Source organism: Bacillus sp. AL-1R, from assembly GCF_052180195.1.
Classification (GTDB): domain Bacteria; phylum Bacillota; class Bacilli; order Bacillales; family Bacillaceae_G; genus Gottfriedia.
The window spans coordinates 2,137,748-2,150,634 of sequence record NZ_CP197469.1 but is presented as its reverse complement, the minus strand read 5'-3'; the positions used below and the strand labels follow the sequence as shown (position 1 = coordinate 2,150,634).

Annotated in this window: 9 protein-coding genes; 1 reads left to right on the top strand and 8 read right to left on the bottom strand. The window is 33.4% G+C overall.

The window, feature by feature from the left end; translation table 11 throughout:
• The first annotated feature begins 458 nt into the window (after positions 1–458).
• Complete coding sequence (locus tag ACSBO6_RS10065; RefSeq protein WP_498844605.1) at positions 459–1,307, top strand: MBL fold metallo-hydrolase; 849 nt, start codon at positions 459–461, stop codon at positions 1,305–1,307.
• 146 nt (positions 1,308–1,453) lie between these two features.
• On the opposite strand, the gene ACSBO6_RS10060 is transcribed toward ACSBO6_RS10065, so the two are convergent.
• The 8 genes from ACSBO6_RS10060 to ACSBO6_RS10025 form a co-directional block, all read right to left on the bottom strand.
• Positions 1,454–4,795: a GH36-type glycosyl hydrolase domain-containing protein gene (locus tag ACSBO6_RS10060; protein ID WP_498844604.1), complete on the bottom strand. Its 3,342-nt coding sequence runs from the start codon at positions 4,793–4,795 to the stop codon at positions 1,454–1,456.
• Positions 4,796–4,825: 30 nt separating this feature from the next.
• Entirely contained in the window at positions 4,826–6,976 is a 2,151-nt protein-coding gene (locus ACSBO6_RS10055; protein WP_498844603.1) for a glycoside hydrolase family 3 N-terminal domain-containing protein, read from the bottom strand.
• 265 nt (positions 6,977–7,241) lie between these two features.
• Entirely contained in the window at positions 7,242–8,270 is a 1,029-nt protein-coding gene (locus ACSBO6_RS10050; RefSeq protein WP_098846657.1) for a Gfo/Idh/MocA family protein, read from the bottom strand.
• A 43-nt stretch (positions 8,271–8,313) separates the two neighbouring features.
• Positions 8,314–9,282, bottom strand: a complete 969-nt coding sequence (locus tag ACSBO6_RS10045; protein ID WP_098846658.1) for a sugar phosphate isomerase/epimerase family protein — start codon at positions 9,280–9,282, stop codon at positions 8,314–8,316.
• A gap of 24 nt (positions 9,283–9,306) precedes the next feature.
• Positions 9,307–10,023 (bottom strand): ThuA domain-containing protein, encoded by a 717-nt coding sequence (locus ACSBO6_RS10040; protein WP_098846659.1) that lies wholly within the window; start codon positions 10,021–10,023, stop codon positions 9,307–9,309.
• Positions 10,024–10,065: 42 nt separating this feature from the next.
• Positions 10,066–10,812, bottom strand: a complete 747-nt coding sequence (locus tag ACSBO6_RS10035) for a sugar phosphate isomerase/epimerase family protein (protein WP_098846660.1) — start codon at positions 10,810–10,812, stop codon at positions 10,066–10,068.
• 19 nt (positions 10,813–10,831) lie between these two features.
• Positions 10,832–11,908 (bottom strand): Gfo/Idh/MocA family protein, encoded by a 1,077-nt coding sequence (locus ACSBO6_RS10030; protein ID WP_498844602.1) that lies wholly within the window; start codon positions 11,906–11,908, stop codon positions 10,832–10,834.
• A gap of 76 nt (positions 11,909–11,984) precedes the next feature.
• Positions 11,985–12,848 carry an AraC family transcriptional regulator gene (locus ACSBO6_RS10025; RefSeq protein WP_098846662.1) on the bottom strand — a complete coding sequence of 288 codons (864 nt, stop codon included), beginning with the start codon at positions 12,846–12,848 and terminating at the stop codon, positions 11,985–11,987.
• Between the last annotated feature and the right edge of the window lie 39 nt (positions 12,849–12,887).

The following is a 12,887-nucleotide window of genomic DNA, read 5'->3' as shown; positions in this document are numbered from 1 at the left end:
ACCCATCGTATTCAAAGTTCGCTTAATAGTGTATATTCACGAAAAAGCTTTCTCAATGGCTCCTTCTTGTTTAACAATGAATAAATTGTCCCCTAGTAGTTAGCTATTTTATCAATATAATTAATAAAGTTGATTTTCATTTCGAATACACATTACGAATTCAATTCTTAAAAAATGTGGATGAAATTGTAAATATGACCGAAAAAATTTTAGCCAAAAATAAATAGGAACTTTAAAGTAATATAAGCACATAAAAGTACCGTATATACCCATCAAATTGGGAAAGGTATAATAGACCTTACATAATTTATATTTCTAATTTTATATTTGATCGCTATATATGTAGTTTCTGAAATTAGCGCTATTGTACTAGCATAGATAGACATACGTGAAGAAATATACTACTTGAAAAGTGATATCAATAAATACAATTACTGAAACAAGAGAGGAATTGAAATATGAAAGATCAAAAACTTGCTATTGACGTATACCATGCAGAAGAAGCGAATGTAAATGCCTATATTATTTCAGATAATAAAGGAACATTTATTATAGACTGTACACGAAACAGCATGGAGGCACGAAAAGTCGCAGCACTTGCACTGTCAAACGGTTCTATTCCAAAAACAATGCTAATTACACACGGTCATCCGGATCATTATCTCGGAATGGGGGCTATGTTGCAGGAATTTCCTGATCTTAAAATTGTCGTTGCTTCCCAGGAAGTAAAAGATGATATCATTAATTTTACGGAATGGATGGATTCTGTTAATTGGCTTGATAATGAAGTGCACATGAAACCAAAATCCGTAAAATATCCAGATGGATTTGATTATAATAAGCGACTTGAAGTTTTAGAAACAAATGAAATAGTCCTTCCTGGAGGTAGCGTACTTGAAGTTAATGTAGATTATCCTCCAACAGAGAGTGCCCATGTGACTACCCTTTATTCTCGTGACCTGAATGCGTTCTTCAGTTCAGATCTTATTTACAATAAAGTTCACATTTGGCTAGGTGTTGGTGTTGAGCGAGAGCATATCAAAAACTGGCAGGAACAGTTAGCATTACTCATGGAAAAATACGGACCACTCAAACCGACGGTCTATCCTGGACATGGCGAAACGACGGATATATCAATTTTTGAAATCGATAAAAAATACATGGATGATTTATTGAATGCAGTTCAAACATCTGACTCGGAAGACGAGGCGAAACAGAAAATGATGCAACTGTATCCCGAATGGCAGAATACAGAATTTCTATTAACGCAGAGTATTAAGAATCAGTTTGAATTATCACGTAAATAACCATATCATCTTACATTTATGCCTAATGATGGTAATACAAAATAAAGGATAGAAAAGCAGCCATTGTTCTGCTATTTCTATCCTTTTTCTGTTCTATATTTGACCTCTTTTACGCTGACAAATTGCTTCCTATAACGGATTCATTATTAGATCGTAATATCAATATGATTCATACCATCATGTAAATGTTGTGCTAACTCATTAAATTGAATGAGTAAACCACCTTCACGGTATCGATTTTCCGTTGTTTTGAATCCTACTACATTATTATTTACTAATACTTTCTTTTCACCTTGATTCTTTAGGTGATAAATAAATGTTACTTTATATTTATCAATTGCAAATTCAAAATTCAATCCGTCTAATTCTTTTGGCAGGACTGGATCGATGACTAAATTTTTATCAAAACGACGAATACCTAAACTATTTGAAATTAGCTGATTTAGATAAATTCCTGGGCCACTTGAATAAATTCTCCATCCACCTTTAACCGATACTGTTCCATCTTTTAAACTAGAAAAATGTTCTTGTGCTTCATAACGATTATTAAATTTACCATCCGAACTACTGAAATATGTATTACTTTGACGGTATTCAGCATTTGGTACAGCTTCTTTAAGATTAATCGGATTAATAACAGAAAGCGCTTGCCATACTTCATTTTCTTTTCCTAATTTAACCATCGCTTCGATAAATCGGATATGTGCATGAACATATTGTAAACCGATTTCTCTTCCAAAGTTAGAAGCTTGTTCTGCTCGCTTAAAGTTTTTACTCACTCCTCCTGCATAAGTAGCAGGCTTATTCATGAGTCGCACACCATCTGGGTGCTGTAAATGCTCCTTAATAATCTCAAAATGATGATTCGCTTCCTCTAATGTAAATAATTCTGATATCATACTACGAGTCATCGGTAACAAACGATATTGGATGCCAGTTTTTTGGTCAGATGGGTGAATCATCATCTCTGCTAAATTTGGATCTTCTAAATAGATAAACCCAGGGATAATATCCGTTTTTAACATATACTTTTTAAAATCAGCTTCGATTCCGTTTACTAATACATTAATTTCGTCAGACAAAACTTCATTAAACTCTTTTAACACAAAAGAAAATTGTTTTAATGTCTGGTAAGTAAGTGCAACGGTCCAACTACTTACCATATATTTTTTCAACTGGGCATTTGCAGGTTGAAGTGTATCATCCCAATCACCATCTCCATACGAAGAAAGATAGGTATCATGTAGAAAATTATCTTTCATATACTTAATTTCTTTCTTTGCATGATCTAGTAAGCTTGATTTTCTTTTCGATAATTTAAATGTATCACGTTCGGTAAATGAAATTTCTTCTTCTAAAATACTAAAATCCTTCGTTGCTAAAAGATAATCACTTAAAGCTTTTAATGGCCAAACAATTATATCGCCGTGGCTTTCACCTGCTTGAATACTAAAATATTTATCAAACATAAACCATTGCGGCCAATTGCCATCGTCTTCATATTGATGAGCGAAAACGGTAAGTAAGATTTCTTTTACTATTTCAAATTTACCAGTGGCCATAAAGTATTCAACTGGACCTTGGCAAACATCTCTAGTTCCCCAAGCAGCACCGCCATATTGTTCTAATCCATGTGGGACTAAATAGTGGATCATCATATTATGTGTATACCACCAAGTTAGTGTATTTAATTTTCCTAGTTCAGAAGGGATTTGTTTATTTAAAGATAGTTTAAACCCATTCATTAAGTTTTCGTAGAAATTACGGTATTTTACAATTTCACCTTCTAGTTCTCGATTCGTTTTAATAAATTTGCCACCATTAATTTGCCCTTGAATGGTCATTTCAAATTCATTCGTTTCCTCCAAATCTAAAACAACTAAAGAAGCAGATAATGGAGCTGCGCCTGTAATTAACTCCCTTTCATCAGTTACGACCATTTTTGCACCTTCAAGATACATATGGTAGCAAAGATTTGGATATGTATTTGCAATAAAACAAGATTCATCTACAAAAAACGATAGTAATTGTCCATCTTGATTCATTTTAAATGGAACTTCAAATTCATTACCGTTCATTGTAATTTGATTTGTTACAATAAAACGATACTTTTCGCCGCTCATTGCATTTACATGAAGACGAATTTCAGGCATTTCCGTAGTAGTATAGTTTGTAACAATAAAGAGTTCGTTTTCTGTTTTATAATACCAACGCGCATAATTCAATCCAAGTTCATACATCGAAGGCATTGTTAGTAGATGATAAGTCCCTTCGATTTCAACATATATGCGTTGCCCAGAAGTTTTCATGACATTTAAACTATTTCTTGTATTAGACATCATTTTATTCATAGATGTATTCCCAACGACTACTTGCGCATTAAATACACCATACATATATGAAGTTGACGTAATGATTTCTTCATTAATGACTAAGTTTTCACCGCTTAATATGATATGACCGTGAGATCTTTCAACTAATCTTTCTTTTTCCTTTAAAACAACATGCTCATGTGTATCTGTAAAAAACGATAATAGTGTCTCTCCATCATATTCCTCATGAGAGCGGCATGGAAAGTATTGTGAAATCTCTTCTTTTTCCATCGATAAGGTTTGTAGTGGTGAACCAAATTTTGGATTCGGTGTTAATTGACCAACCACTTCTAATTCACTCTGACCTTCGATTTGTTTCCAAGCTTCTTCGATTTCCTGCTCGTAATCTAATTTTGCAATTGCCGATTCTTGATTTTCCTTTGTTAACCCATAAAATACGATATTAGCTTTTTTATTTAAAAGCATCTTTTCAGATTGTAACGCAATATATGCAAATTCATATTGGTAAATTTCATTTGCAAGAGTTTCTTTATATAATGCCTCAGGTAGATCTGTTTCTTTATAAGATAATCCAAAAAATTGATATCCATCTGTAGAAAATCCTTTGACTTTAGATAAAGAACCTAATTGCAAGTATGGAAATTTTCCATCTTGAGGCTGATTTTGTCTTGAACATACAATATATCCTTTATCTTCAGTATTAAATACAGAATGACCAACGTATTGACTTACATACGCTTCATTTGATTGGACCATACCTTGATTTGCAAGGCCAACATCCTGACCATAAATGATATCGAACTCAATTTCTGACCCTTGAATTTCTACATCCCAGAACCAGATTGATTTGTCTGTTAATGTAAAAGTGACTCTGTATTTTACATTTGCTACTTTTCCTTCCCAAACAGCTTCTGTTTTTGAAAATTTAACTTTACTATTTGAACGAATGCCTAATAGTGGATAAACTTGTAAACCATCCTGTAAATAAAGTCGTAAATATAGATTACTAGCTGCACCATCAATTGGATTTGAACGTAGTTGGTTAATCATTATGGTACCATTTTTCATTTCAAATAAATCACCACTATTTAAAAATGAAACTGTCGTATTACCTGCTTTTAAAAGATATTTATCTTTAACTTTCAAGTTAATCATACTAATCCTCCCCTATTTTGATTATGTAGCTTATTTAATCAGTTTAAATTTTTCGGTTAAAACATTTTCACTATTTGTACCGACATACAGCTCAAATAGACCGGAATCACTTTTAAATTCTAAATTAGCATGATAGTATCGTAATTGTTCTTCTTTTAAAGTAAACGTAACTTTACATGTTTCACCTGGATCTAATTTTACTTTCTTGAAGTCTTTTAATTCTTTTACTGGTCGCACAACATCCCCAGAAAGATCTCGAACATAAAGTTGTACAATTTCTTCCCCTGTATAATTTCCAGTATTCTTAATATTGATTGAAATTTCTAATGGTTTCTCCATTTCTATGACATCAGTAGATAAATTTAAATCACTATAGGTAAAGGTTGTATAACTTAAACCAAAACCAAATGGTAAAAGCGGTTCATTAGGAATATCCAAATACTTAGAAACATAATGATCAGGACTAAACTCATTAAAAGGGCGTCCTGTATTAAATGAATTGTAATATACCGGAATCTGACCAACTGAAAATGGGAATGACATCGTCAATTTTCCAGAAGGATTCACATCTCCGAAAAGAATATTTGAAACTGCTGTAGCTCCTTCAGTTCCAGGAAACCATGCTTCTAAGACAGCATCCGCTTCATCTAACACACCATATAAATCTAGTGGACGCCCATTAAATAAAACAATTACCATTGGTTTATTTAATTTTTTAATATGCGATATTAATTCTAACTGAGCATTTGGTAATCGAATATCAGAGCGGCAACAAGCTTCTCCACTCATCGAAGCATACTCACCAACTGCTAATACAACAACATCTGAGTTTTTTGCAACATTAATTGCCTCTTCAAGTTGTTCTGCAGTAATTTTTTCTATATCACTCCCCTTACAAACGGTAAGATTAGGCGATTTCAACTTCATTGCATCAAATAATTGCATTGTATTTTCTACTTGACCTTTCCAAGACCAAGCACCCAATAAGTCACCACTTTGAGCTAATGGACCAATTAATGCAATTTTTTGATTTGCTTTAAGTGGAAGGACATTTTCATTTTTTAATAAAACACAGGATTTTTCTGCTAGTTTTCTAGAGAATGTTCGATGCTCTTCACAAAGGATCATCTCTTTTTCTTTCTCTACGTTTGCACCACGGTAAGGGTTTTCAAATAATCCTAGCTTAGATTTTAGCTTTAAGATTCGAAGTACTGCTTCATCAATTAAAGCTTCATTCACTTCTCCATTCTCTACTAAACTTTTTAATTCATGGACATAACATGCTGTCATCATTTCTAAATCAACACCAGTATTAATAGCTTTATAAGCTGCTTGTGCTTCATCTTCAGCAACTCCATGAGGGATCATTTCTTTAACAGAACCCCAGTCAGAAATTAAAACACCTTCAAATCCCCATTCGTTCCGAAGGACATCTCTCATTAACCATTTATTTCCTGTTGCTGGAATACCATCAATTGTATTAAAGGACGTCATAACCATCTCGCAACCTTCATCTAATGCTGCTTTATAAGCTGGAAGATAAGATTCTCTAAGTTGTCGTTCAGACATATTTACTGTGTTATAATCACGTCCACCTTCAGGGGCACCATATGCTGCAAAATGCTTTACGCAAGCTGCAACCCTTTTTGTATCATTCGTTAAATCATTACCTTGAAAGCCTCGTACGAAAGCTTTCGCAAATAAACTATTCAAATAAGGGTCTTCACCTGTTGTTTCTAACACACGCCCCCATCTTGGATCACGTACTAAATCCACCATTGGAGCAAAGGTTACGTGAACACCTGATACTGAAGCTTCTCGTGCTGCAACTTCTGCACTCTTTTCAGCCAATTCTGTATCCCAAGAGCAACCAATCGCTAAAGGAATTGGAAAAATCGTTTTATAACCATGTACTACATCAGCCATAAAAACTAAAGGAATTTTGTGTGGATTATTTTTCAAATACTCTTCTTGAATTTTGATCACATCTTCTGCACCGGATACACCTAATACGGATCCACTATTTTTAATAACCTCATCACTAATCCCCATCTCTGCAAATGGTCCTGTAATTTCACCCGCTAATCCATAATAAAAATTTCCCGATAACTGCATTAATTGCGATATTTTTTCATCTAAAGTCATTTCCCTGATAATCGACTTCATCTGTTCAATATCCATTATTAGTTCCTCCCCTATAATCGAATTATTAGTCCCTTAATATGCTTTAAAATTGTTTATCGAAACGTTTCACCTGATTATATTTAAAATTATATGCGTTTTCATAAGGTGGGTCAACCAATTTCAACAAATAAAAGATAGTAAAATTAAAAAATTTTAATCTATCGTGATTCCTTTCAAAAATAAAAAAAAGCAAACAATGTGAACATAACAGTACACATCTTTTGCTCTTTCTTTTAATCATACGATTAGGGATCTAAATAGTTTATAAATAAATCCTCTCTTTTTTCTTACCTGATTCATAGATTGCACAAATCATTTTTTGAGTTTTCATTGCTTCTTCACCAGTAATATGTATCGGTGAATGGCCATTTAGCGATTCATAAAAATTATTAATCTGTTTTACATGACTAACGCCCCAATATCCTTTTGCACCATTGCCATAATCAAAGGTTTCATTTGGATTGTTATCAGCAACAAACTCCCTTCCATCTTTTAAAGAGACAACTCCACGGTCAGCAACCATTTTAGCTAGCCCATTTTCACAATGTAGCTCAATTGTGACTGGTGCATCATAAGAATAATAGTTTATTGTATGAAAGGCAGTAACTACACCACTTCTATACTTAATAACACCTTCTGCACAATCCTCAACTTCAATGATTTCATGTGCACGATTACTGATTGTAGCGTCAACATATTCAATTTCATCATCTACGAACCATCGCATTAAATCCATCGTATGAATAGCTTGATCAATGACTACCCCGCCACCTTCTTTTTCCCATGTCCCTTTCCAATCACTAGTCAAATAGTATTCGTCAGATCGATCCCATGTTACGGATAGTTTTCCAGATTTTATTTTTCCTAAAGTACCATTTTGTAACATTTCTTTAATCAAAACTGATCCTGGATTATACCTATTTTGAAAAATGACACCTAATGTAACTCCATTATTTTTTGCTGTTTCGATCATTTCTTGAGCATCAGAATAATGAATAGACATTGGCTTTTCAGTAAGAACATGTATTTTTCGCTTTGCAGCTTCAATTGCAACCGGCGCATGTAAATAATGTGGTAAGCAAATATGGATAACATCCAAATCTTCTTTCTCAAAAAGCTCTAAATAATTTGTATAATAAGTACAATTGAATTGTTTAGCTTTCTCTTTTGCTCGCTCTTCTTTACGATCACAAACCGCTACTAATTCGACATCTTCTCTAATGAAAGCAGGTTGTGCATGCATTAAAAAAATATTTCCACAACCAATTATCGCGACTTTTAATTTTTCCATTTTTTCACCAACTTATTTTTGGATTGGTTATCTATTTTCTTTATTAAGTCCACCACATTTGTGAAGGCTCTTCATTTATTAATACGGACTGTAAGTTTTTAACGGCACGTGAAAAACCTTCTTCTATTGACATGATAGGGTCCTCGTGTTCAATACTAACAACATAATCATATCCGAACGTACGTAGTGCACTCATCATATCGGACCAATCTTTCAAACTATGTCCACATCCTACTGATCGGAATGTCCAAGCTCTAGTTTGAACTTCTCCATAAGGTTGCATATCAGTTAAACCATACATATTTACATTATCTTGATCGATATAAGTATCCTTTGCATGGAAATGGTGAATTGCATTTTCTTTTCCAAGTATTTTAATCGCGGCTACAGGATCAATCCCTTGCCACCAAAGATGACTAGGATCCAAGTTAGCGCCAATTGCAGTACTAGTTTCTTTACGCAACTTTAATAATGTATATGGAGTGTGAACTAAAAAGCCACCATGTAGTTCTAACCCAATTTTTACTTGATGGTCCTCAGCAAATTTCCCCATTTCCTTCCAATATGGTATTAGCTTTTCTTCCCATTGCCAATTTAGTACATCTCTATATTCATTTGGCCATGCTGTAACAGGCCAACTAGGAAACTTTGCTTCTTCATGATCACCACTTGTTCCAGAAAAACAATTTACTACAGGTACACGTAATAAAGAAGCGAGTTTAATCGTTTTAGCAAGAACATCATGAGATTCTTTCGCAAACTCTTTATCAGGCGATAATGGATTACCATGACAACTAAAAGCACTTATTGTTAATCCACGTTTTTCAACTTTTTCAATATACTCTCTTCTAAGTTGCTCACTTTCTAATAAACGATCTAACGGACAATGAGCGTTCCCAGGGTAACAACCAGTACCTATTTCAACAGCCTTTAATCCGGAGTGTGCAACTTTATCAAGCATTTCTTCAAATGATTGATCCGCAAATAATACCGTGAATACTCCTAATTTCATTGTTTCCTCGCTCCAATCTACTATTTACGTTAATGCTTCTATAGCATCTTTATATCCATATGAAGGATAAGTTCTTTTTGATTTATTCGCCCAATTTACAGCATTAATGATAATTTTTTGAACTTCTTTATGATGATAAGTTGGATAAGTTTCATGACCTGGTCTGAAATAAAAGATTTTTCCATTTCCTCTTTTAAATGTACAACCACTTCTAAATACTTCCCCACCTTTAAACCAACTAACTAAAACTAGCTCATCCGGAGTTGGAATATCAAAATGTTCGCCATACATTTCTTCTTGGTCAATCTCGATATATTCCCCTATACCATCTACTATTGGATGAGACGGATCGACAACCCAAAGTCTTTCTGTTTCCGCTTTTTCTCGCCATTTCAAATCGCAGCTAGTCCCCATCAATTTTTTAAAAATCTTCGAAAAATGTCCGGAATGTAGTACGATTAACCCCATTCCTTGCAGAACTTTTTCATAAACTTTTTCAACAATTGGATCTTCCACATCATTATGAGCGATATGTCCCCACCAAATTAATACATCAGTATTTGCTAGCACTTCATCTGTTAATCCGTGTTCAGCTTGCTCTAAAGTAGTCGTCGTAGTATCATACCCTGCTTCATTTAAGAATGTAGCAATGGTTGTGTGTATTCCGCTAGGATAAATGTTTTTTACATCTGGATTAATTTGTTCATGTCGATTTTCATTCCAAATCGTTACTTTTACCATATGACTCTCCCATCTTTTATTTTTTACAAGTTTAATAGTTTCTTAAGCTTTTGCTAGAATCATTTTTAAGTTATTCAATCCAATCTCGACACTTTCTAATTGAGGTTTAGTAAAAGCTTCTTGCTCAATAATTAACCATTCTGCAGAATTTAGTTTAGCTTGTTGTACAATTCCTCTTATATTCATGATTCCATTGCCTACTTCTGTACTTTCTTCTTTGGATGGAGCCATATCCTTCACATGAATTAATGGAGTCCTTCCTTTATACTTACTCATAAATTCAACCGGATCTACACCAGCAAATTCTAACCAGTAAGTATCCAACTCTGCTTTTAAGAGATTAGTTGGAACCGAGTTGAGTAAAATATCGAGAATACACTCATTTTCAAATGTAACTAATTCATGAGCATGATTATGATAGACTAAAGATATTCCTTCTTTTGCTAGCTTCTTTCCTGACTGTTGTAAATGTTCTGCAAATTCTTTCCATTCTTCTAAACTAGTAAAATTAGCCCAAGGGCATACAACATATTTGTTTCCTAATTCTTTTTCGAAAGCAATTACGTCATCGATATGATGAATAATTTGTTCTGCACTTATATGGGACCCTGCTACTTTTAGTCCTAGTTTGTTTAAAGCAGTTTTTATTTCCAAAGCAGTTTTACCATAGTATCCCGCTAACTCAACACCGTCATAACCCATTTTCGCTACTTTTTCTAAAGTACCGAAAAAATCGATTTCTACATCTTCTTTTACACTCCATAATTGTAGAGCAATTGGTAGTGTCATTGATCCATCTCCTATACGATTAGTTAAAATATACTGGTTTCTTTGATTTTGATGATTCGTAGATTGCCTCTAAAATTTGAGTTACAACTAATGCTTGTTCAGGTTTAACGGTTGGTTCTGTATCATTTATAATACTGTCGATCCATTGTCTTGCTTCTAGTACTTCAGGAGAATCAGTGGTACCTTCATAAAAAGCTACACCGCCAGTATGGATATCAATTTTTTTATCGTAAAGTCGCCCATATGCTTCTCCATTTATTCGGAGACCATCTCTCATATCAGCTCCACCTTCAGTACCACAAAGTGTAGTTTGGGCTTCTCCTACTTCCAGCGTATTTAAAGCCCAGCTCGATTCTAGGATAACAGTTGCACCATTTTCCATTGTAATAAAACCAAATGCAGAGTCTTCTACATTAAATTCCTTAGGATCCCAAGGCCCAAAAGCATTTGCAGCATTTTCTTTATGTGATAATTCGTGGTAAACGTTTCCAACTACAAACTTGGGTTTATAATTATCCATTAGCCATAACGTTAAATCTAAAGCATGTGTACCAATATCAATTAATGGTCCGCCACCTTGCTCTTCTTCATTTAAAAATACGCCCCAAGTAGGTACCGCTCTTCTTCTAATCGCATGTGCTTTTGCAAAATAAATTTCTCCTAATTCATTATTTTTACAAACTTCACTTAAATATTGTGAATCGTTTCGAAAACGATTCTGATAGCCAATTGTTAATTTTTTTCCTGTGCGTTTAGAAGCTTCTACCATCGCTTTTGCTTCTGCTGCAGTTTTTGCCATTGGCTTTTCACACATAACATGTTTACCTGCTTCTAAAGAATCAATCGTAATAAATGAATGCGATTTATTAGGTGTACAAACGTGAATGACATCAATTGATTTGTCTATTAATAATTCCTTGTAATCTGTATATGTCTTTGCTTCCTCAACCCCAAATTGTTCTTTAGCTTTAACAGCTCGTTCTTCAATAATATCACAAAAAGCTACCATCTCGACTTGATCTAATGCTGCTAAACTTGGCATATGTTTACCATTAGCTATTCCGCCACAACCGATAATTCCTACTTTTAATTTCATTAAGAAAACCTCCGGAAATAGTATTTACATTTCCAGTTTATAGAAATATTCTAATTGAGTCTTCCTTACACCTTGCCTAAAACTTCTCAAATATTGTCTTTTTTTTATATTGTGTTGGAGATAAACCAACTTCATTTTTAAATAATCTGTTAAACGTTTTCACATTGATGAAACCAACATTATAGGCAATTTCTGTAATAGGTAAATCTTCATTAAATAAATACCATTGAGCCTTCGTTATTCGGTATTGATTTACAAAATGACAAAAAGTAGAACCAGTGTATTTTTTAAAAAACTTTGCAAAATATGAATTCGTAAAACCAATATAATGTGCAACATCATTTAATGTAATATCATTCATATAATTTTCTTCTATAAAATGAAATATTTTTTCTAATTTTAAAAGACTAGCTTTTCTATTAGGGTACTTAAGTTTATGATTTTCTGTATGAGGTAGTTCTCGATAAATAAGAAGTAATAGATCATATAATCTAGCTCTAATCGCCAATTCATAGCCTTCTTTTTTATCGATATACTCTCTTTCAAGCTCTTTTAAATAGGAAATCATTTTCTGTTTAACTTCTACATTCCAATAAACACTAGATTTTTGAATACAATTAAACAATTCAATTAGTTCCATATTATTTTTTTTCAAGAACTGTACATCTTCGAAAATACTAAAATCAAATTGCACGACCAATCTCATACTATTTGGAGAAGATAAAAAATAATGAATATCACCACTATTAATGATATAAAATTCTCCTTCTTTTAATTGAAGTAAATCATCATTTACACCAATCTTTAAGATACCTTTTTGTACATAAATGATTTCAACGAGTTTATGCCAATGATGACCAACTAACGTCAATCCATCATTTGAAAATAAACAAAATGGAAAATTCCGATCTAATCTCCTTACTTCAAGAGTGGCTCCCATACCTAATCCCCCTTGTAAAACTTTTCTTACTATGTATAT

What these genes read in the sequence shown, in the direction of transcription:
- ACSBO6_RS10065 (WP_498844605.1), top strand. Translation starts at nt 459, where the DNA reads ATGAAAGATCAAAAACTTGCTATTGACGTATACCATGCAGAAGAAGCG.
- ACSBO6_RS10060 (WP_498844604.1), bottom strand. Translation starts at nt 4,795, where the DNA reads ATGATTAACTTGAAAGTTAAAGATAAATATCTTTTAAAAGCAGGTAAT.
- ACSBO6_RS10055 (WP_498844603.1), bottom strand. Translation starts at nt 6,976, where the DNA reads ATGGATATTGAACAGATGAAGTCGATTATCAGGGAAATGACTTTAGAT.
- ACSBO6_RS10050 (WP_098846657.1), bottom strand. Translation starts at nt 8,270, where the DNA reads ATGGAAAAATTAAAAGTCGCGATAATTGGTTGTGGAAATATTTTTTTA.
- ACSBO6_RS10045 (WP_098846658.1), bottom strand. Translation starts at nt 9,282, where the DNA reads ATGAAATTAGGAGTATTCACGGTATTATTTGCGGATCAATCATTTGAA.
- ACSBO6_RS10040 (WP_098846659.1), bottom strand. Translation starts at nt 10,023, where the DNA reads ATGGTAAAAGTAACGATTTGGAATGAAAATCGACATGAACAAATTAAT.
- ACSBO6_RS10035 (WP_098846660.1), bottom strand. Translation starts at nt 10,812, where the DNA reads ATGACACTACCAATTGCTCTACAATTATGGAGTGTAAAAGAAGATGTA.
- ACSBO6_RS10030 (WP_498844602.1), bottom strand. Translation starts at nt 11,908, where the DNA reads ATGAAATTAAAAGTAGGAATTATCGGTTGTGGCGGAATAGCTAATGGT.
- ACSBO6_RS10025 (WP_098846662.1), bottom strand. Translation starts at nt 12,848, where the DNA reads ATGGGAGCCACTCTTGAAGTAAGGAGATTAGATCGGAATTTTCCATTT.